Consider the following 20,923-nt stretch of genomic DNA (forward strand, 5'->3'; position numbering starts at 1 on the left):
GATGGAACAGAAAGTCTTATGAACCTTCAAGCACCTTATCTTCAATTACAGGCGCCGGTATTTCTTTAATTTTTACGGATTCTTCCGGAGCAAAGTTCTGGATCTTCATCGGCATAGAATCCAGGTACTTGTACTCTTCGGTCTTGGTAGAGCTAGTTACAATTTCACCGTTTTTGTCTTTCTGATAAATCACACGTTTTGTCGGTAAACCCGTATGTACATCAATGGTTACAACTTCCTTGTGGAGGTTATCCTCCGAAACAGCTTTTTGCTCGTTACTCTGTGTAGCAGAACGGAATTGTGTGCCCGCTGCTTCCAGTACTGTCCAATCCTGACTCTGTAATTCTTCTTTAGCATTCTCCAACAGCGAGATCTGTAGCAACTTCTCATTTTCAGCAGCTATGTTGTCCGGCATGGTCCAAGTATTCCCAACCAATTTTCCTGTCTCGAAATCTCGACCATACGAAGTGATCTTCTTACCGCCATCTTCAATAATCAATTTATTATGAAGCTGGTTATCACGGTATTCCTCAGTGATTTCTGTCAAATTCAAACGGTCCCGGTAGCGAACGATATATGATCCGTCTTCAAACGATTCTTTAATGTAATCGACCTTACCCTGGGTCGCCTTAAGTGCTGCGTTTTCAACATCGCTTTGAGCACTAACTACAGACGGTTCATTCAAGTACATGTAGCCACTCACAGATGCAGCTACCAGTGGTATGGTGAGTAGTGAAACCAATGTTTTTTTCTTCACAGATTGGCCCTCCTCTAATTTAGTCAGTATATATTCTTAACGCTTTATTCTGCTTTTAAGTTCCAGCCATTTACATATCCACTATCAAAATATCCTGTTGAGTTAGATACTGCTTGGTGATCCTGCAACCTCCACGCATTTGGATTACATGTAGAAGCCATCAATTCAGCATCAAAAGATTGCATATAATAGTCAGACTGAAGCCCTTTCATTACACCAGACAAATTATTACAAGAGCTAGAATACATTGGAGTCGCTCTACTTGTTTTGGCAACCGAAGTGTGATAATAATTGAAAGTCGTAGGCCCACCCGTAGTATTGTACCAGGCAGCCCAACCTAACGCTGCATTAGCATAATATCCAATACTGGAACTAGGATAATAATTCCGCATCCATTCAAATCCCCCAGCGGTTGTAGTGCCGAATTGTTACATTTTGTAATAATATTTTCTTATGTAGATAATCCCCATAAAAAGCCGATATGGTTTTAGTTTCATCTTCAGAGTTATGGTTCTTCAATTAAAAATCAAAAAAAGCCGCATAATTAGTGGCTCGTCATGCATTCTTAAGTTATCCTACGCTCACTATTGGTCTGTTGACCGACTATTTATAACATGTACACGACGGTTACTCATTGAAGTCTCACACATCCGTAATGATCGTCAGAGCTTTTTATGATTATCCATAAAGCAAAAAGGTCCATAGACAATCTATGGGCCTTTTGGTTTGGTTAACATTTATGGCTTAAGCTAATATCCAGTAGTGACTGTGCCTCATTTTCCAACATGGAGGAAGCTATCATCCTGAAGTCTTCAGCCCCAATTTCAAAGTGACCTTTACGAAATGGAAAACCCCAATTGCGATTCCCGCGTGTAAAACTGAGTTGGTCTAACAACGTTGCGATCTTTACTTCTCGACACGGAAGATAACGGAGATCCCGGCGAAAGGGTACAAAGGATTCCGACATCTGATATTGGTATATCCTATCATCGTTAATTTGACCAATAGCGGTAAACGCCTGAAGTGGCTTGCCAGTTGATATGTCTGTACGTGGAGAGTAGTATATCATCCAATCACCCGCGGACATCTGTCGCAACATTGCTGACTTGCCATGGCATAGCTGCGCAAACCCTCCCTCTACGGCTACATTCACATGAGAAGCAGACACAACACCAATCCAATATCTGCTGTCTGCCATTTCTAATGATTTCAATGCTTCCGTTGTACTTCTCATCCTTCAACCCACTCCTCTTGATCTGTGATATATCAAAGTATAAAAAAACACTACTGACAAGTGTATGTCAGTAGTGTTTTAAGATGTTTTTGGCTACTTCCTGCATTCGAAAGCGTAAAGACTCCGGCTCCAAGACCTCGATATCTCCACCCCAACCAAGTAAATAATGCAAGATTTCCTCCGGGTAGCGGACACGAAAATGAAAAATGACACCTTCCTCTTGCTCCTCAAATGCATCCATATAAAAATGAAGGGCCTCCATAACTTTGTCAGCGATTTCAGGTTTAGCCCTGATTAATATGTGTTCGTTACGGTCGTCAGGAGGTCGATAACTGTTTAGATCAAAATCCGGCGGCAAAAGGAATTGATCCTCCAGCACGGAAAGTTCAGTCATGCGTGACAAACGAAAATGACGGATGTCTTGTCGCATATCACAACGTGCAATTAACATCCAATTCTCCTGAACCAGTGAGAGGCCATAGGGTGAAACCTCACGCATGTTATACCGATTTCCATCCGTTCCTGGCATTTTTTTCAGATACATAAAGCTGATTTTACGTTGATCCAGAATGGCATTACGTATCTGGTTAAGGTATGTTTTCACCCGTGCTCGGGTTAAAGGTTCAACCGTATGAAGCAGTCGCATCGTTTCCCGAACACGTGTTGATTCATTACGAACGGATTCTGGTAAGATCGCTTCAATTTTTCGTTGAGCCGACTTAGCCTCCATCGCGTATTCTGTATCCATTCTCTGTTCGATAAAATCAGCTCCCATTAGCAGGGATACGGCTTCTTCTGCGGTGAAGCTTACCGGGGGCAGAAAATATCCTTCCATGAGGGAATACCCCTGACCCGGAGCACCCATGATCGGAACACCAGCCTCACTTAATGCCTGAATATCTCGATATATCGTACGTACACTCGTCTCCAATTGAGCAGCTAAATCTTCTGCTCTTAACATCTTTCTTCGCTGCAATTCAAGCGTAATCGCAAGCTGTCGCTCAGTTTTGTTCATTTTCTAAGCCCCCACCGTTTCATCATCCCAACCTAAATCATTCTATCACAGTAACGTGTCTTTTCGTTTCGTGAATTAAAGCTATGGAACGTCTTACATGCCACCCCCGAAGAGATGAGCAACTCTTAATCTCAAAAAAACTGATACCCCAAAAGGATATCAGTTTTTTATCTACATTATATCTGTTGTAAATACGGTTAATTCTCTTTGTTACTTCTTACACGTACATGGCGAGCAACAAATTATAGATCATCGTCGCAGCTTCCGCTCGGGTCGTTTCACTTCCTGCACGAACCGTATGGTCCGTATATCCGCTCACAATCTTGGCCTGCACGGCTGTATCCAGTGCTTCTTGTGCCCAAGATGGCGTCTGCGATGCATCGGTGAAACTTGGTTTAACGGATGTATTGCCAGACATTCCGGCTTGTGCATCTGAACTTACTTTCAGCGCATTCGCCATCATGACTGCCATCTCGGCACGGGTAATCGTCCGATCGGGCTTAAATGTATTATCACCATAACCTTTCACGATTCCGGCTTGCACGGCTGCGGCAATATCACCTTTTGCCCAGTCTGGCAGACTGCCTTGATCTGCAAATGTCAGATCGGACTCCACGGACTTCAATGCCAGCGCCTTACTGAGCAACGTAACAAACTCTGCCCGTGTGATCTTCTTGGATGGTTGGAATGTTCCATCTGTGTAACCTTGAATCACGTTCATGCCCAACAAACGATCTGCATAGTTAGAAGCCCAGTGTCCATTCAGGTCAGACAGATTCACCGGTGTGTAACTGGACACAACAAATGTACCCAGATGATTAACATTAGCCGTTATGCTTCCTGCTGCATTCATCTTGCCACCGATAAATACCCAGTTCTGACGAGCTTCATTATAATAGTAGATTGCAGGTTGGGTGCCATTCGGCAGAGCAGCCGAATCCACATTCAGGCTTAATGCCGCCTGATCATTCAACGTTCTTCCGCCACTGCGGCTGATCTGTACAGCTTGTCCAAGTACATTCAGGGAAGCTGTATTCTGCAACTTGTCCTTGGCAACCACAGACACTTGCAACGTATCCTTGGAACCAATGGCTCCCGATGGAACATCGAATTGCACGATGTCTTTCAAACCCGTTTGGACAGACTGATTCGCTTCCACCTCTACCTTCACTTCAGTGGATGAATCTGACCCCGTTTCCGGGTTGGTTGGTGTGGTTGGAATGGTAGGCGTTGTTGGCACACTTGGTGTACTTCCTCCAGAATTCCCACCAGAGTTGCCTCCATTACCTCCACCTGAACCCCCGCCACCATTGCCTGAGCGGGCTTGTACAGTCACGGTACGGATAACTTCCTGTGCTTCATTACCAGCGATATCCTTCACGTTATACCGAAGGGTGTAGATCCCTGCTGCTTGTGTGTTCACCGTGCCATCCACCTGCACGGAACCACGGATGCCGACATTATCAGAAGCCTGTGCTCCAGGCTCGTTATATGTGTCTCCCACATTCAGCGTCATCTGGCTGCTACCTTGCAGGGTGATGACGGGAATCTCACGGTCTATTTTAATGACCAGAGGTAGAGTATACGTTTGTTCAAGATCATCTGTTGCTCGGAATAAAAGGTTATGCTCTCCCGGCTCCGTTACCTCCATAGGTGTATTCTCTGTATATGGTTCGTACGTCTGCCCTCCATCACGGGAAAACTCGATAATCGCGGAAGTAGCAGGTGCGTATACTGCGCTGGTTACACTAACGCTTACAGACTGGTTCGTCCATGTATCCGTGTGATACGGCTGGCCCTCAGCGGTTGTCATGTTGCTTTTTAACACCAGCGCCTGATTATTCGTGCCTTCTACAATGACAGTGAACGTTTTGGGTTGAGATTCCGTGCCACGTTGCACGGTTGCCGTCAGTTCCAGTCGCTCATTATTGTCCGGTTGCATTAGCAGCTTGCCCTCGTTATTCATTAGTTCCGGCTTGGAGCTAGACCAACTAATGGTTGCACCATGCTTCCCCTCAACAGGAAGGGTAAGATCGGAATGGACCGCGTTCAGATCGCCCAGATCAATTGCTTGAAGCGTATCGGTTACAGCCTGTGCGTCACTGTAAGGTGTGGCACTCATGAAGATTGGGTTGGAGTAGAACCACAGATCGCGATAGTTGCTATCGTTAATTTGATTAAAACGGGTCGTTGCATCAGCTGTCGTATTTTTCGGATCAAGCTGTGGTTCACCATTTACAGTCTCACCTGTCACGTTCATGCCCAGATTCGTACCGCGCAGGCGGAAATACTTGTCCTGATCTGTAGCTTTGATCTTGTACGTGATGACATTATAACCTTCGGCATCTGTCGTCCAATCGTTGGATGTGAAGGTAGCCAGTACTTTGGTAGAGTCGTTGGTGTCTTTGGTATATGCGGCTGTGCCCTTCTGGGCCTTGGCTGTCACATCCCCAGCGATGAGATCGACGTGATCCACCACGGGTACTTGTCCAGCAGACGTGCCGCTGTTGATTGGATTTTCATAGTTGTTGCTCGTCGTTGGACTCTTGAAGCGGATCTTCAGCTCAACTTCATCGCCTTGGGTCACATTAAGGTCTCCGCCCATCTCAACTTGAGCACCCGCTCCGGAAGCCGTGAAATCCAGTGCGTTGATCAGGTCACCAAATACGGAAAATGATTTTCCCGAACGCAGTCCATCCAGAACAGCCTGCATGCCTGTACCCTCAACCCAGGAATATGTCTTGGCATATTCGCCAGGAAAATAACCACTGGAATTCGTGCCAATCGTCTTGAAGTGGTAATCTGAATTGCCATAGTTCCAGAAGTGACGTCCTTCTCCAAGCAATGCATCCCATAGTCCGCCAACCTTGGCGACCATATAGTCTACACCGCCGTATGTACGGTATTTGTATCCATCATCAGCGGTCGGATTAGCTACATTGTAGCTTGTGTTGTACCCTCCACGATCCGGTTCCATCTGGTTACCCAGCATGCCTTCGATACCAAATACCACTTGTGGAGCCAGATCGTTGAAATCACGGAAGTCCGCGATGGTATATTTGTTTTTGCCGCGTGAAGGATGGTTGATCATCGCATAACTTGTCATTGGATAGTTCGTTGCGAGCCAATTGATGGCGTTTAAGGCATCCTGATGAGTTGTGTAGGCACGCCCTCCGTTCTGATCCCATTTGGCTACGTCATCCGCATTAAACAAGTTCGCTGCGCGATTCGTGAAACGGTATTCGAATTCCTTGGCAGCGTTCAGCGCTTCGGTTGAGTTCGGCTCATCCGTAAGAATCCCCACCCCAACGTGTTCATGTGTCGGCATGTCCCATTCGAAACCGGAGAAGATCGTTTTACCTGCATATTTGCCTGCATCCTGAAGTGCCTTGATCTGTGGTACCTGATATTCATTCATTCCTTGGGACATGGGTATTGGTCCACCCGAAATGTCGTTCCCGTTGTGATCTCGCTTGGATAACCGCAAATGATCCGTAAGCGCGATCCAATCCAGCCCATATTTGGTTAAACCCGCATCGAGCACGTTCTCCAGTGAAACCTGTGCATCATCGGACTCAAACGTATGTACATGCAAATCTCCCGTTTGCCAAGAACCTGTTGCCGACCTGTTGGTTGGTGTGTTATCTCCTGCATCTGCATACGTTATCGCAGCAGGGAAAGCTCCCATGACCATCCCTGTAGCCAAGGGTATAAGTGTAAGCATAGCGAGCACTTTCTTGCCTTTATTTTTGAACAAAATCATCCCACCACCCGTTCTGAGTTGTTGTGTCGGGAGTAAATATAAGAGACTTTTGGGGCAGGGTCAACGGCCTGGAAGCATGTATTTAAAATTTTACATATACCTGCATTCTTTCATATCCCGTTAAAGGTTTTTCTAACTTATCCTAACGAAGTTATACTCTATACTGCTCCATATTGAGGGAGTGAATCTAGGAAAAACGCAGCATATAGGAGGTGATACAAAATTCAGAGATTGTTCACGATTCAGGAAAGTTCCACCACTGCTGTGGATCATTAGGAGGAGACCTCGTGTAGGAGAAATGATGAAACCGAGAACATAGTAGGTTTTGTAAAAAGATCAGGGTTACGTATACGCTGAGTATAGAAAAAAGCACCCACGAATCACAGGCATGATATGCCCAGAAGCCGCAGGTACTTTGAGTTGAGCGGGATTTTGTTTCAGCCTTTACATCTTTACTTTTGTAAACTGGGGACGAGTTGTTTGTGAAATCCGACCTATCTCCACTTTATATTTAAACTGGAAAAATACGATACATAAACCGATAATGTTGAAGATGGCTAATAACGCAAAGATCATTATTTATTGAAGGAGTTGCACAATTTTGAAAAGATTCTATCAAAGTTTTGGATTAACAATCATCGTTATCATTGTACTATTATCAAGCTCTTCTACAACTGAAGCAGCATCGAAGAAAGTAAACTTAAAATTGTCAGATGGAGCGACGTACTATGGTGAAGTTTTAAACGGGAAACCTCATGGTAAAGGAACCGCAAGATGGGGAGAAACCGAAGTTTACTCTGGAGATTGGGTGAGTGGTAAGCGGCAAGGAAAAGGCAAATATACATATACATTAGTTGAAGGTGGAGGTGTCCCCTTTGAGGATTACAATGAATCTAATATGGGCCATGGAACAGGTGAATTCACTACAAAAACCTACACCGGATCATGGATTAATGATACATATCATGGTAAAGGAAAAGAAATTACGCAATGGTTAGAAGTACAGTATCTTACTTCTGATGGTAAGGTTTACCCTATACTTGACAGATACATCAACACCATTAACAATGGAACATTCAATCAGTGCAAGATGACTCAAGGATATTACGCAATTCACTCTTCAGATACTGTCTCACTAGGATATACTGATCACACAACTACGATTGCTCTCAAAAATGATTATTTCAACGAAAAGTTAACCGGGGATAAGGACTTTTTTGACACGATTATCGATTATAAAAAGAAACATGGTTCTTCTGAAAAATATATTGGGATTAAACCATCCGAATTCTCCAAAGGTACATTAACTAATGGCAAATTCACGGGGGTTACACATCTAATCGATTATAGTAATTCAGTTAGTTATTCTAAACAAGTCATAATGAACGATAACGTATTAAAAGAGAATCACATAACATCTGCCGTCTTTGATGAGGATCGCAAGAAAACCATTAATGAATTCCTGCAAGCTATTAAGCCCTATTCAGTCAAAATCAATACCATCTCTGACGAGATTATGTCATTAAAAGACATTAACTATGAGGGAATGATCCCTAGGTAGTGGAGGTCACAAAATGAGCAAAAAGCGATGGATTGTGAGCATAGTCATTTTGATTATCATACTTTTCATGAGCGAATTGATAATGTTGTCCTCAGGAAAGGTTGGAGTTCTCAACATAACGCAGAGAATCATTTCAGGTGCACCTCATGTTATCGTTCAAGGGCAGACACTGTCTTACCAAGGTAAGGTTCATTGGGAGGATATCCAAAGTAGTATCGAAGAATATTCCGCAAGCGATGAAGGAACGGTCTTGTATAAAGCACTAGGCACCCCTGTCCCACCACCTTGGATATATGTGAGAAAAGGAAACCATCAGGGTTTCCGATATAAAATCCCGCAGCTTCCCTGGAAACTATAAAATGATCTGGGAACTTCACGAGCGGACATCACCAGATGTTCGCTTTTGCAATGAATTTGTAGTCTACCTCGCTCAATGGTGACATGTCCTATGGTTCAGGTATCAAATACAATCCACACTATTGTTCATCTCACTTTTCTTCCAATCCATTAAACTGCCTGAGCATGGCGGTGAAAAGTTCTAGTTCCTTATCATCCCATCTGGATATACGGTCATAAAAAGCTGACTCCTTCTCCTTGAGCGCACCAACCGTCGATTGTTGACCAAGTTCCGTAAGAGACAGTAACACCCCGCGCCGATCCTTGGGGTCTTGCTCTTTGCTAACATATCCCGACTTTTCGAGTTGTTTGATTAATCGGCTGACCGAGCTGCGGTCCATTGCATTCGCTTCTGCCAAAGCCGCGGCGCTTGTTGGGCCATAGGAGTAGAGCCACCGTACCAGTTGAAAAGCGGCAGGTTGCAGATTCGCATCAAAACGCTCGGCAGATCGAACGTTAAGCGCATGCGAAGCACTGATCAGTGCATGAATCTGCTCACCCAGCGCTAGCTCCAGGGTTGCTCTATCTTTGGTTTTGACTGGATTTTCACTCATTATTGTTAACTCCCTCTCCCAGATACATGAAAGTAGACTTCTCGAAATATAGTTGACAAATATCAATTAATATTTATAGTTGATTTATGTCCATTATATAATTCCGAATCTATTCGTGTCAAAAGGAGATCTTCTCATGAAAACTAAACATCCCATTATTGTAATTACCGGAGCAACAAGCGGTTTAGGGCAGCTTGCAGCCATGGAACTCGCCAAACGCGGGGCACATCTTATACTCACAGCCCGAAGCAAGGAACGTGCCGAGGCTACCAGGTACAAAATCAAGGAAATCATGCCTTCTGCCAAAATTGAATTTTTCTATGGAGACTTGTCCTTACTGAGTGATGTAAAACGTGTTGGGCTTGAGATTGCAGCCGCTTATCCACGTATAGACGTACTTCTGAACAATGCCGGACTTCATGCTTTTGAACAGAGAGTCACGTCCGAAGGATTTGCCGAGATGATTGCCGTGAATTATTTGGCACCTTGGCTGTTAACGCACACATTGCAATCTTCCCTGTTTCAGGCGGGCCATGCCCGAGTCGTCAATGTTGCATCTGAAGCTTCGCGGAATCATGGCACACTGGTATTGCCAGATGACTTAACGGATATCGCTCCTTTTACTGCACGCGGTTCCTCTCCAATCTATGGCAAAACCAAACTGCTCAATATTATGTTTACTGGTGAACTAGCCAGACAATGGCGTGGAACCGGAATTTGCGTAAATGCCTTGAATCCTGGCTTTAATGTTACGGGTCTTGGACGAGAGCTATGGTTTGCAAGTGTGCTTGAACGCATTTTAACCTTTTTGCACATTGGCGACCCGCGCCGGGGTGCGGATATCATAACTCGGTTGGCTGTGGATTCGAAGTATGGCGAGGTATCAGGAGGATATTTCAATGTGGGAACTGGAGCATCTATTGTTCCTATACATCCTGGCGGAGATGAGGCCATGCAAAACAGACTGTGGGTGGTTACGACACAATTACTGAAAGAACGTGGTTTGTTGGATTAATAGAAAGCAGAAAAGGGCTGTTCCATAGCCCTTAACATGGCTGGAACAGTCCTCCTTTTTTCAGTAGCTTATATTGTCGCAAACACCTTATCGAATCCAGCTTTTGACTTGGCGAACAACTCACTTAAACCAAGATTCGATGCCGGGGCCAGTACTTCCTGAGCCACCACACCATTGTAGCCAATCGCCTGCAGATTTCTCAGAAATCCGCCCAGATCAATGACCCCTTCGCCGGGGTACAAACGCTCATAATCCAGTAATTCCTCGATCGGCAAATCATAAGCATCGTTGATATGCACATGAACAATCTGCTCTTTCTTCAACTTCAACAGATCTTCCATCGGTAAACCATTCGTATGCCAGTGATAGGAATCTACGAGCAAACCTACGTTAGACGCATGGATCGTCTCGATCCAGTCCAGCGTATCTTCCACACGCCAGATAAACGGGTTCTTCCATTGCGTCCGCAAGTGATGGCAGCCAACAAACTCCAGCCCTAACTTAATCCCGTAAGCATCCAAGATATCTGCGCAGAGTCTCAAGCGTTTCGTAGCCGCTGCCATAAATTGCGCTGCCGGTTGATCCGTTGAGGGTAAAATATACGTGCAACAGCTGTAACAGTCCAGCGAAGCAGAAGCTTCTGCCATAGCGACCAACGATTGCAAGCCCTCACGGAATTGCTCATCTGTCGTCCGCCACTCTACCGTCAGCCCCGATGAACCGATAATCACCTGATTGCTTTCCAGCAGATGTTGTGCCTGTTCTTTGCCATACGTTTCAATCAATGAGAGCGGATTCAAATCTACAGATCCGAATCCGTGCCTGGCCGCCTCTGTGATATATTGTTCATCAGACTCGATGTTGCCCAGTCCCGCATTCGTTAACCCTCTAATCATCCCAATCTCCTCCTGTGACTCGTCTGGAATTGCAACTTGTGTATCATTTTCTTTATCATTTTATAATAGCAGCACTCTCCAAAAAAGAAACCATTAAAAAAGAGCCGCAACAACGTTATATTAACGTCATTACCGCTCTAACTTCTCTATCTCACGCTCTCTAACGTATACCGGTTACGCGGAATCTCAAGACCCAGATTCTCCCTTAGCGTCTCATGTTCATACTCCGTGCGGAACAGCCCTCGTTCTTGCAGAACCGGGACAACTAGCTCCACGAAATCTTCCAATCCATTGGGCACCACGGTACGAACATTGAATCCGTCTGCCGCTTCGCCTTCAAACCATTCCTGAATCTGATCTGCGATCTGATCCGGTGTACCAATGAACGATGTACGTGGAGTTGATGCCAGCAACGCGACTTGGCGCAGGGTCAGCCCCTCTTCCCGTGCCTGCTGCTTAATCTTATCTGTTGTACTGCGGAAGCTGTTGCTGCCGATCTCCCCAATCTCGGGAAAAGGTTCGTCCAGCGGGAATTGGGAGAAGTCGTAATGATCGAAGTACCGCCCCAGATAGTTCAACGCCTGATCAACACTCACCAGTTCGGCAATTTCCTGATACTTCTGCTCCGCTTCTTCCGCTGTTCTACCTACAATGGGACCGATGCCCGGGAAGATCAGGATATCTTCTGCCTTGCGTCCATAAGCCACCGCTCTTGCCTTCACATCCCGGTAGAACTCCCTTGCTTCCTCGAGCGTCTCATGTCCTGTGTAGACGGCATCTGCCGATCGGGCGGCCAGATCTTTACCAGATTCAGATGAGCCCGCCTGAAAAATCACCGGGTGACCCTGCTTCGAACGCCCTACATTAAGCGGACCCTGTACCGAGAAGTGTGCTCCTTTGTGATTCAGCGTATGTAACTTGGCAGGATCGAAAAATACGCCCTGTTCCTTGTCTCCGATAAAGGCATCGTCCTCCCAGGAATCCCAAAGTCCTTTGACCACATTCAGATGTTCTTCCGCAATCTCGTAGCGCAGCGCATGGTTCGGATGTTCGCCTTTGCCAAAATTAAGTGCCGATCCTTCCAGAGGTGAAGTGACCACATTCCATCCGGCTCTCCCACCGCTTAATTGATCCAACGAGGCAAATTGCCGCGCAACCGTGAAGGGTTCACTATAGGAAGTAGACAATGTAGCAACCAGCCCGATGTGAGAAGTTGACCCGGCGAGTGCGGACAGAAGCGTGAGAGGTTCAAAGCGATTGAGAAAATGAGGATTGGACTTCTCGTTAATGAAGAGGCCATCTGCAATAAAGAGCAGATCAAATTTCCCTTTTTCCGCGATACGCACCTGCTTCTTGTAGAATTCCAGACTAACGCTCGCGTTAATTGGAATATCCGGGTGACGCCAAAAGGAAATGCTGTTACCCACTCCGTTCAGATTGGCTCCCAACTTCAATTGTCGTTGCGACATATATATTCCTCCCTATGTTGTGGTGATGACCATTCAGTTCGAGTATCCTTTTATCTCTGAGAGTCGTTTCATCATTTCTTTATGCTGTTTCCGCTAACTTCTGCTGTTGCCATGCCTAATCCCGGTTTATCCGCCTGTTTCACATCACTTACCCGGACTGCCCAAGCCGCTCCAAGCAATACAATCCCTGTAAATAGAAAAATAAACGGAATGCCGATCCATCCACCGAGAAAACCACCGATTAACGGTCCAAGCACAATACCGAACTGACTCGCCGTCTGACTCAGACTGACAGCCCTCCCACGAAAATCGTGATCAGCATATTTGATGATCAGCGCATTAAGCGCGGGATATACTGCGGCAAAGAACAAACCATAAACAAATCGCAGGCTGCCAAAATAAATCAGATTCGTTGCTGTCATTTGCAGCAGACTGCCAATTCCGCCGCCAATCAGACCGATAAACAGGGTTTTCTCGTATCCGATCCTTCCACCAATCTTCCCCCATCGCGGCCCCATAATGACGGTTGCCACACCAATCGCCGAGAAGACAATTCCTGCACTGAGTGTTGCACTGCCAATATCTCCGCCAATCTGGACCACATAGAGCGTCAGCACCGGTTCGATGATGAGCACGGAGGTCGAGACTAAGAGAATCAAACCGTAGATTCGCATCAAACCCGGCGTGGAAGCCGCTCTTTTCAAATCCCCTATGATCTTCGTTGGAACGATCGTACGAGTTTGTCGTGACTCCTTAACACCGAGGACCATCAGAGCCGCGAGTAATGTAATTACAGCGGATGCAATGAAACATCCCCGCAGTCCGATCCAGTGACTCAATACACCACCGGCAAGAGGACCAAGAATTCCGCCCGCAGCGCTGGCCGTAGAGATCACGCCAAGTGCATAACCCACCTGTTTCTCCGGAGTATTGGTGCCGATCAGTGTAATCGAGGCGGGATGAAAACCAGCCATGAGTCCCTGAAAGACCCTCACTGCGATAAACGTATATGGATCGTAAACAAAGAAATTAGCCAGATGTGCAATGCCTAGCCCAACTCCTGAACGGACGAGCATCAGTTTACTGCCATATTTATCAGCCAGTGATCCCCAGAAGGGTGCGCATAATCCGCTGATCAGAAAGCTGATGGAGATGGAGATACCCGACCAAGCTTCCAAGCCACTCTGGATACCGAGATCATTTTGCAGGAATATAGGAAAGAACGGAACGGATAGTGAGTACGCCATATGATTGAAAAACAGGCCGAACCACAGAATATACAGATTTCGTTTCCATTGTGGCATCTTGGCATTCTCCATACTATATAATTCCTATATAAAAAGTAGGTTATTATCCATATTAGGGTAACGTCATCGGAAAGTATAATAGAAAAGTTCAATAGACCCATTCAAGAATTAAATGAATGGGTCTATTACGTAACCGTTACACTGACCACTACGCAGTCAGAACGCAAATATGAAGTTAATTTTCAATACGTATGGTAATCATACTATTCCGGCAATTGGACCGACATAAACACATCGACCTCATCTTCACTGTCCAATATAAATCCAAATCGTTCATACAATCGCCGAGCAGGGCTTCCCTGCAAAACATTTAAAATAATCTGTTTCCCCTGAACTTCATCCTGTTCCAGCAACATGTTCAATACCTGAGTTCCTATTCTCTGGCCCTGATAATCGGGATGTATGTAGAAATGTTCCAATAGATATGCCTCAGACTTGGGCTTCAATGCTACACAACCCACCATTGATCCTTCAAGTTCAATAATCTTTGTCTGCGCAGGGTCGAATGTATTGCGGAAACGTTCACGTACCTTCACATCATCGTACCTTCCCAGCCTGGTTAGATCATCGTATAGTACCAAGGCTCGCAAATCGGCCAGTTGCTCTTGGTCTGCCTGTACAGCTTGACGTATTGTTATTGGGTTCATTGGTTGAATTCCTTTCCAGTGGAGACACGTTAATTTTTGAATATCTTATCGCACTATAGAACACTAAAAATCATACCTTTGGCAGCTCACTTGAGCAACATCGGATTTTAGAACGCACTTTTTTTTCAAACCTATTGAACTCCTCAAAAAATAAAAAAGCCCAAAAAGGACGGTGCAGTCTTGCTTATACAAATAAGCGAACCCGCAGCCATCCCTTCTGGGATGTAGATTATTTTAGAAAACTATGAAACATGTGAAGCTTGTGCTGCATGCTGCTGCAATGCTTCCAGACCCAATGCGAGCGCACCACACAAGCCTGCATGCTGGCCCAATCCGGGCTGCACAATATATTGGTCGATATGTTGCGTGATTGGGGCTGCATTCACATAACCATTAAGATTCCGCACTACCTGTTCCCGGATCATAGGAAACAGATGATCTTGCTGCATCACACCACCGCCCAAGATGATCTTCTGCGGCGAATGAAGCAAGATGGCCGTTGTAATCGACTCCGCAATGTAAAAGGATTCGATCTCCCACGCCGGATGATCTGCCGGCAGTTCACTGCCAGGGATCTGCCAACGGGCTTCAATGGCTGGTCCTGCAGCCATACCCTCCAGACAATCGCCATGATACGGGCATAATCCGGCAAAGTGATCGTCTGGATGGCGTCTTGTGCGAATATGTCCACCCTCGGGATGTAACAATCCATGGACTCGTTGGCCCCCTGCCACAAGTCCAACACCAACGCCTGTACCAATCGTGTAATATACACAGTTGTCCAGCCCTTGCGCCGCTCCCCACGTCACTTCACCGAGCGCGGCAGCATTCACATCCGTATCCCATCCAAAAGGAACCGGAAATTCATGCTTCAAGGTTCCAATCACATTACAGTTTCCCCACCCAGGCTTAGGTGTGGTCGTAATATAACCATAGGTGGGACTATCCGGTTGCAGATCAATCGGACCAAAGGAGCCAACCCCCATTGCTTCCACATCTTTATCCCTGAAATAGTCGATCACCTTGGCAAGAGTGGTCTCCGGATGTTCTGTTGGAAAGCTGATCCGATCTTCTATCTGTCCATGCTCATTACCTACACCACATACAAACTTTGTTCCGCCCGCTTCTATGGCTCCAATACGCATCGTTCTGGACTCCTTTCCTTCATTACAATTAACCTTTAGCCTTGGTTGGTGATATCTCATAGATATGAAGTGAAGAGAAGACCAGATCAGTATTTTCGGCATGAGCAGAGATGCCCTTGGAATCCACATCCGGATAGATAAGATCCGTAATAACCGCCTGACCATCATTTGCAAATACCTCCACAGATGAATGATCTACAAAGATACGCAAACTTTGATTCGCACTCGGTGCCTTTAACTCAGCTGTATGACGGCTCAGGAAATGTTCATGAAAATCGCCGATACCCGATCCACTACGATCGATATACACTTCCCCTCGGTTGGCGTCTACGCCAACGAGTGTTTCGTTGTCAGCTCCGCTTCTTAAGGCAAAATGGAACGACTGATTTGGAGTCCACTCTGCATGGATCTCATAGTTCACTATTTGCAAAGCGTTCAACTGCTCACTCACTTGCTGAATCGAAGCATCCTGTAGGGACAATAATGGCGTACGGGCTTGCTTAAGCTCACGCGCAGGACGTTGAATCAGTATTACTTCTCCGGCTCTTGTCTCCAGTGACAGCTCCCGTGCAATGGTCATTGCTCCACGATAATCATTGGTTGGCGTCTGGTTGGCATACATCCAGTTGCTCATCCACCCCATAAACAGGCGTCTGCCGTCTTCAGCCGGAATGTCTGACCAACTAACTCCCGCGTAGTTATCCCGGCCATGATCAATCCAGCGAACCGTATGGGATGCCTCATCTGGGACAAATGTACTTCCATCAAAATCTCCGGTAAAATATTGTGTTCTGGATCCTTCTTTAAAAGCAGGATCTGCACCGATGCTAACGAGCATCACCCACTTCACCTGCTCTGAATCTCCATCCACTGCAAGCGGGAACAGGTCCGGGCATTCCCACACGCCATCGTGTGAACCAATCCCGGCGCCAAATTCACTTCCTAGCGTCCAATCCTTCAGATTGGGAGATCGGTACAGACATACCGTTTGACCACAAGCGATAATCATAACCCATTCCTTGGTCTGCTCATGCCAGAACACCTTGGGATCACGGAAATCTACAAAGGACTCATGCTTTAATACCGGATTACCCTCGTATTTAGCCCAGGTTCTGCCGTTGTCTTTGCTATACGCCAGACTCTGACGCTGAACAGGATGCTCATTTGGTACTTCCAGATGATGTGTAAAAATGGCTACCAACCCCGGCTCATCTTCGAAAAATCCGGAAGTATTGTTCCAGTCCACCACCGCACTGCCGGAGAAAATCATGCCATGTTCATCCGGTGCCAGAGCTACAGGAAGTTCATCCCAAGTGACGAGATCTCGGGTTACCGCGTGACCCCAATGCATCGGTCCCCATGTAGTACCAAACGGATGATACTGGTAGAACAAGTGATACTCCCCATTGAAAAACACCATGCCGTTTGGGTCGTTCATCCACTTCTCTTTCGGTGAAAAATGGTATTCATTTCTGTAATCTTGTTTAAGAATTGTCGACATTATGGTTTCTCCTCCGTACTTTTCTTTATTTGTTATTACGGTCATATCCCGCTTGTTTAATCTGTAGCCATTCTTGCAATCCAAGGCGATCCAACTCTTTCAAGTAAGCATCCCATTCCTGATCTATTTTCCCGTTCTGATACCATTCTGTACGCAGACGTAACACGTAGGCGAAGAGATCGGTCTCAATCGTGGACAATCGATCCAGTTCATCAATGGAGAAGAACACACTTGGATATACGTTCTCCGCTTTCATATGCGGAACCATAACCTTGTCGAGAAGTTCCATCCGCCAAGCCGCATCTTCCGGTTTGGTTGTGTATTTGTCATAATAACTGTCGAGAATGGCCAATGGTCCTGCGATACTGGTTTTTTGTCTAAGTTCCACAGGTGCAGATCCTTCCAGCGGAAGATGCTTCAGCATCCCTTTGGCTTCATCAAATTCAAAAATATTTTGCTGACTCTCATCTCCATAGGTACCCCAGTTGTTCTGTACGGATTGGAGCGGATCGTACAATTGGTCTACCCACTTCGCTGTGGATTCCAGGTTTTTATTGCTGCTGGTGATGACCATGCGACCACGATCAAGCCCAATCCCGTTTGTTCTTGTGACATTAACTTCGCCGTTAGGTCCAGCAACCGGAGGCAGAACATCATACGTATCATTCATGCCTGTAATGTTAGCCTTATCCCAAGTGAAGTACATGCCGTACTTGTTGTCCTTGCCTTTCGCAAGATACGTGTTCCAATCCTGCTGATACGACTCAACATCGACGAGACCTTCCTGAACCAGCTCATGAATGTATTTAACCGCTTCCTTGTAGCCTTCATCAGCTGCCGTGAAGACCACTTTCCCATCATTGGTTACCACGGTATGATCCCAGTTCTCTCCGAGTCCAAATGCCGCAAAGAGGAATGTTAGATCTTCTCCGCCCGGTTTGTTAATGAAAGATAACGGAATTTCGTCTGCCTTACCGTTGCCGTTAGGATCTTGGGTTTTGAACGCGATCAATACTTCTTTCAGTTCTTCGGTTGTCGTCGGCATCTTCAGTCCAAGCTTGTTCAGCCATTCCACATTAATCCAGGGCAAGTTATCCACTGCCTGAATCCGTTGTTTGCCACTTCCGAGTTCTTCAATCCATGGGAATGAATAGATATGTCCGTCTGGAGCCGTGATCATGCTCTTGTATTCGGGAGCTTCCTCCAGCACCTTTTTCAGATTGGGCATGTGTTGTTCAATCATGTCCTCAAGTGGAATGATCGCCCCGTCCTTCGCCAGTTTCAGGAGATCATAATCCCCGTAACCTGCATCAAAAATGGCATCCGGCAAATCACCGCTGGCCACCGCCAGATTTCTTTTTTCTGCAAACACATCACTCGTATAGTTCTTCCAGTTGATATGCACATTGGTTTTCTCTTCGAGTCGCTTGTTAATCAGCTTGTCGTTCGGATCAGCGGGAGCCAGCGGAGAGCTCTGTGTTATAAAATTCAATGTCACCTTGCCATCAGGTGATTGCGCCTCACTAGCCGCGCCGCCTCCACCCCCGCCACAGGCGGTTAGAAAGAGCATTGCAGATAACATGGAAATGGATGCCGTTGTAACGGCTTTTCTGGACTTGTTCACTTTTTTCATAATAATGACCTCCATGAGTTGGATTGGATCAACTTACTGTATCGCAGGCTGTTCACTATTTGAGGGAACCGACCATGACACCTTTTTCGAAATACTTCTGGAAGAACGGGTACATGATGATGAGTGGCAGACTCGAAATGACAATCGCTGAGTATTTAATCATCTCGGAGAGCCGTTTCAGTTCTGCCATCGCAAGCTGATCACTGATCATGCCAGGTGCAGCCTGATTCTGAATCAAAATGGAACGCAGAACGAGCTGTAACGGATGCAGTTTCGGATTATCCAGATAGATCATTGCATCAAAATAGGAATTCCATTGCCCAACGAACGCATAGAGGGCGAGTACAAAAATGATCGGTTTCGACAACGGAATGACGATCTGGAAGAAAATCTTCATCTCAGAGGCGCCATCCACGTTTGCAGCTTCTTTCAGTTCTCGAGGGACTCCTTTGAAAAAGGTTCTGGAGAGAATGATGTTCCAGACGTTAACGGCTCCAGGGATGATGATTGCCCACACCGTATCGAGCATGCCGAGATTACGTATGAGTAGATAGGTAGGGATCAATCCCCCGCCGAAGAACATTGTAATGATAAAGATAATCATGAAAAATCCACGTCCCGCGAGCCTATCATCCGACAATGCATAACCTGCAAATATGGATACGGTCACGGTGATCAGCGCAAAGGAAACCGAGTACAGTACCGCATTTGCAAACCCCCGAATCATGGCTGGATTGGACAAAATCATCTGATAACCGTCCAGACTCCAGTCCGATACATTAAAGGACAGTCCACGATTCAGTAGCACCGTGGGGTCCATGAATGAGGCGATAACAATATAAATCAGGGGAACAACCACAACCAGTACAGCACAAGTGAGAAAGATGGCATTGAGTGTGAGGATCAATCGATCCATTCCCGTGTGTTTAACAACCATGGATAATACTCCTTTCCTAATAGAGGCCTTCGCCTTCATTCAATTTCTTCACAATCAGATTCACCGTCACCAGCAAAATCACATTGATCACCGAGTTGAACAATCCAACTGCCGCAGAATAAGCGTAATCTCCAGACTGTAACCCCACCTTGTAGACATATGTGGCAATAATCTCGGAGGACGGCAGGTTCATGGACGTCTGCATCAGATAGGCCTTCTCAAATCCAATGGACATAATCCCGCCAGCTGCAAGGATAAAGACGATGGCCATAATCGGACGAATCGTTGGAAGGTCAATGTGGCGAATACGCTGAAGGAGATTGGCTCCATCCAGATTAGCCGCATTATGAAGCTCCGGATCAACATTGGCCAAAGCCGCAACGTATATGATGGAAGCCCAGCCGGCTCCGGTCCAGATATCGGACAAAATGTAGATCCAGCGGAAATATTCCGGTTCAGACATGAACATGATCGGCTGACCTGTAATCCATGTGGCTAATTGATTAATTGGCCCTGTCGGTGAGAGGAAGATGAACAGCATACCCACAACCACAACAACCGAGATGAAATTGGGTGCGTACAGAAACAATTGAATATTTTTTTTGATGCCAGCTTTGCGTACCTGATTCAGCATGAGTGCCAGTAAAATGGGCACCGGGAAACTGAATATCAATCCCAAAAAGCTGAGTTTAAGCGTATTCATTAAAATGATATCGAAATTGGGTGAAGCTATAAATTTCTCGAAATGCTTCAGTCCTACCCAATCACTACCCATGATACCTTTGATCGGACTGAAATCCTTAAACGCAATGATGGCTCCGTACATCGGAATGTACTTGAAGATAAGAGTCAAAATTAAGGCTGGTGCAAGCAACATATATAAAAAGTAATTTTTTTTGAGCTGCTGCAACCTATGACTGCTTGTCGTCCTCACTTTCAGTACCCTTCCCTCGCCCTTTTTGCTGTCAGCTATGTTATCCAACACGATACCCCCGTTCATTCTAAAAGTTGACAATTGTTTTCAGTAAGGGCTTTCAATATTTACAATTGCCTATTTAATAATTTACAATTTATCAGGTTTCAACGGATTTAG

Annotated in this window: 18 protein-coding genes; 3 read left to right on the forward strand and 15 right to left on the reverse strand. The window is 45.9% G+C overall.

The window, feature by feature from the left end:
- Positions 1-16: 16 nt before the first annotated feature.
- From QNO02_RS22770 to QNO02_RS22790, 5 genes are all read right to left on the reverse strand, one after another.
- Entirely contained in the window at positions 17-757 is a 741-nt protein-coding gene (locus QNO02_RS22770; protein ID WP_289390098.1) for a hypothetical protein, read from the reverse strand.
- Positions 758-801: 44 nt separating this feature from the next.
- Positions 802-1,149 carry a hypothetical protein gene (locus QNO02_RS22775; RefSeq protein WP_289390099.1) on the reverse strand — a complete coding sequence of 116 codons (348 nt, stop codon included), beginning with the start codon at positions 1,147-1,149 and terminating at the stop codon, positions 802-804.
- A 338-nt stretch (positions 1,150-1,487) separates the two neighbouring features.
- On the reverse strand, positions 1,488-1,991 hold the full coding sequence (locus tag QNO02_RS22780) for an EVE domain-containing protein (protein WP_289390100.1): 504 nt from the start codon (positions 1,989-1,991) through the stop codon (positions 1,488-1,490).
- Between the two features lie 67 nt (positions 1,992-2,058).
- The gene (locus QNO02_RS22785) at positions 2,059-3,006 is read right to left on the reverse strand and encodes a helix-turn-helix transcriptional regulator (protein ID WP_249911964.1); all 948 of its coding nucleotides are present in this window, start codon (positions 3,004-3,006) and stop codon (positions 2,059-2,061) included.
- A gap of 217 nt (positions 3,007-3,223) precedes the next feature.
- A complete protein-coding gene (locus QNO02_RS22790) occupies positions 3,224-6,763 on the reverse strand; it encodes an S-layer homology domain-containing protein (RefSeq protein WP_289390101.1) in 3,540 nt (1,179 codons plus the stop codon).
- Between the two features lie 607 nt (positions 6,764-7,370).
- On the opposite strand from QNO02_RS22790, the gene QNO02_RS22795 reads away from it, so the two are divergent.
- Together QNO02_RS22795 and QNO02_RS22800 are read left to right on the forward strand one after the other, a co-directional pair.
- Positions 7,371-8,330, forward strand: a complete 960-nt coding sequence (locus QNO02_RS22795) for an MORN repeat-containing protein (protein ID WP_289390102.1) — start codon at positions 7,371-7,373, stop codon at positions 8,328-8,330.
- A 13-nt stretch (positions 8,331-8,343) separates the two neighbouring features.
- Positions 8,344-8,688 carry a hypothetical protein gene (locus QNO02_RS22800; RefSeq protein ID WP_091027891.1) on the forward strand — a complete coding sequence of 115 codons (345 nt, stop codon included), beginning with the start codon at positions 8,344-8,346 and terminating at the stop codon, positions 8,686-8,688.
- A 130-nt stretch (positions 8,689-8,818) separates the two neighbouring features.
- Here QNO02_RS22800 and QNO02_RS22805 read toward each other — a convergent pair whose 3' ends face one another.
- Entirely contained in the window at positions 8,819-9,280 is a 462-nt protein-coding gene (locus QNO02_RS22805) for a MarR family winged helix-turn-helix transcriptional regulator (protein WP_289390105.1), read from the reverse strand.
- Between the two features lie 136 nt (positions 9,281-9,416).
- Here QNO02_RS22805 and QNO02_RS22810 point away from each other — a divergent pair, with 136 nt between their 5' ends.
- Positions 9,417-10,295 carry an SDR family NAD(P)-dependent oxidoreductase gene (locus QNO02_RS22810; protein WP_289390106.1) on the forward strand — a complete coding sequence of 293 codons (879 nt, stop codon included), beginning with the start codon at positions 9,417-9,419 and terminating at the stop codon, positions 10,293-10,295.
- A 68-nt stretch (positions 10,296-10,363) separates the two neighbouring features.
- Here the strand turns inward: QNO02_RS22810 and QNO02_RS22815 are convergent, their stop codons facing one another.
- The 9 genes from QNO02_RS22815 to QNO02_RS22855 all read right to left on the reverse strand — a co-directional run bounded on the left by QNO02_RS22815 (position 10,364) and on the right by QNO02_RS22855 (position 20,707).
- Positions 10,364-11,191 carry a sugar phosphate isomerase/epimerase family protein gene (locus QNO02_RS22815; protein ID WP_289390107.1) on the reverse strand — a complete coding sequence of 276 codons (828 nt, stop codon included), beginning with the start codon at positions 11,189-11,191 and terminating at the stop codon, positions 10,364-10,366.
- Between the two features lie 146 nt (positions 11,192-11,337).
- Positions 11,338-12,660, reverse strand: coding sequence for an LLM class flavin-dependent oxidoreductase (locus QNO02_RS22820; protein WP_289390108.1), 1,323 nt, complete (start codon positions 12,658-12,660; stop codon positions 11,338-11,340).
- A gap of 71 nt (positions 12,661-12,731) precedes the next feature.
- A complete protein-coding gene (locus tag QNO02_RS22825; RefSeq protein ID WP_091034755.1) occupies positions 12,732-13,964 on the reverse strand; it encodes an MFS transporter in 1,233 nt (410 codons plus the stop codon).
- Positions 13,965-14,170: 206 nt separating this feature from the next.
- On the reverse strand, positions 14,171-14,614 hold the full coding sequence (locus QNO02_RS22830; protein ID WP_289390110.1) for a GNAT family N-acetyltransferase: 444 nt from the start codon (positions 14,612-14,614) through the stop codon (positions 14,171-14,173).
- 242 nt (positions 14,615-14,856) lie between these two features.
- Entirely contained in the window at positions 14,857-15,759 is a 903-nt protein-coding gene (locus tag QNO02_RS22835; protein WP_289390111.1) for an ROK family protein, read from the reverse strand.
- A 28-nt stretch (positions 15,760-15,787) separates the two neighbouring features.
- Positions 15,788-17,260 (reverse strand): glycoside hydrolase family 32 protein, encoded by a 1,473-nt coding sequence (locus QNO02_RS22840; RefSeq protein WP_289390112.1) that lies wholly within the window; start codon positions 17,258-17,260, stop codon positions 15,788-15,790.
- Between the two features lie 25 nt (positions 17,261-17,285).
- Complete coding sequence (locus QNO02_RS22845) at positions 17,286-18,893, reverse strand: ABC transporter substrate-binding protein (RefSeq protein WP_017686933.1); 1,608 nt, start codon at positions 18,891-18,893, stop codon at positions 17,286-17,288.
- Positions 18,894-18,948: 55 nt separating this feature from the next.
- On the reverse strand, positions 18,949-19,830 hold the full coding sequence (locus QNO02_RS22850) for a carbohydrate ABC transporter permease (RefSeq protein WP_091027870.1): 882 nt from the start codon (positions 19,828-19,830) through the stop codon (positions 18,949-18,951).
- Between the two features lie 16 nt (positions 19,831-19,846).
- Positions 19,847-20,707 (reverse strand): ABC transporter permease, encoded by an 861-nt coding sequence (locus tag QNO02_RS22855; protein WP_223200008.1) that lies wholly within the window; start codon positions 20,705-20,707, stop codon positions 19,847-19,849.
- Positions 20,708-20,923 lie beyond the last annotated feature (216 nt).

Source organism: Paenibacillus sp. PK1-4R (genome assembly GCF_030369595.1).
In the GTDB taxonomy this organism is placed as follows: domain Bacteria; phylum Bacillota; class Bacilli; order Paenibacillales; family Paenibacillaceae; genus Paenibacillus.

Excerpts from the sequence above, each read along its gene's own strand:
- QNO02_RS22775 (WP_289390099.1), bottom strand. The coding sequence starts at position 1,149 with ATGCGGAATTATTATCCTAGTTCCAGTATTGGATATTATGCTAATGCA.
- QNO02_RS22780 (WP_289390100.1), bottom strand. The coding sequence starts at position 1,991 with ATGAGAAGTACAACGGAAGCATTGAAATCATTAGAAATGGCAGACAGC.
- QNO02_RS22785 (WP_249911964.1), bottom strand. The coding sequence starts at position 3,006 with ATGAACAAAACTGAGCGACAGCTTGCGATTACGCTTGAATTGCAGCGA.
- QNO02_RS22800 (WP_091027891.1), top strand. The coding sequence starts at position 8,344 with ATGAGCAAAAAGCGATGGATTGTGAGCATAGTCATTTTGATTATCATA.
- QNO02_RS22805 (WP_289390105.1), bottom strand. The coding sequence starts at position 9,280 with ATGAGTGAAAATCCAGTCAAAACCAAAGATAGAGCAACCCTGGAGCTA.
- QNO02_RS22810 (WP_289390106.1), top strand. The coding sequence starts at position 9,417 with ATGAAAACTAAACATCCCATTATTGTAATTACCGGAGCAACAAGCGGT.
- QNO02_RS22815 (WP_289390107.1), bottom strand. The coding sequence starts at position 11,191 with ATGATTAGAGGGTTAACGAATGCGGGACTGGGCAACATCGAGTCTGAT.
- QNO02_RS22820 (WP_289390108.1), bottom strand. The coding sequence starts at position 12,660 with ATGTCGCAACGACAATTGAAGTTGGGAGCCAATCTGAACGGAGTGGGT.
- QNO02_RS22825 (WP_091034755.1), bottom strand. The coding sequence starts at position 13,964 with ATGCCACAATGGAAACGAAATCTGTATATTCTGTGGTTCGGCCTGTTT.
- QNO02_RS22830 (WP_289390110.1), bottom strand. The coding sequence starts at position 14,614 with ATGAACCCAATAACAATACGTCAAGCTGTACAGGCAGACCAAGAGCAA.
- QNO02_RS22835 (WP_289390111.1), bottom strand. The coding sequence starts at position 15,759 with ATGCGTATTGGAGCCATAGAAGCGGGCGGAACAAAGTTTGTATGTGGT.
- QNO02_RS22840 (WP_289390112.1), bottom strand. The coding sequence starts at position 17,260 with ATGTCGACAATTCTTAAACAAGATTACAGAAATGAATACCATTTTTCA.
- QNO02_RS22845 (WP_017686933.1), bottom strand. The coding sequence starts at position 18,893 with ATGAAAAAAGTGAACAAGTCCAGAAAAGCCGTTACAACGGCATCCATT.
- QNO02_RS22850 (WP_091027870.1), bottom strand. The coding sequence starts at position 19,830 with ATGGTTGTTAAACACACGGGAATGGATCGATTGATCCTCACACTCAAT.
- QNO02_RS22855 (WP_223200008.1), bottom strand. The coding sequence starts at position 20,707 with ATGTTGCTTGCACCAGCCTTAATTTTGACTCTTATCTTCAAGTACATT.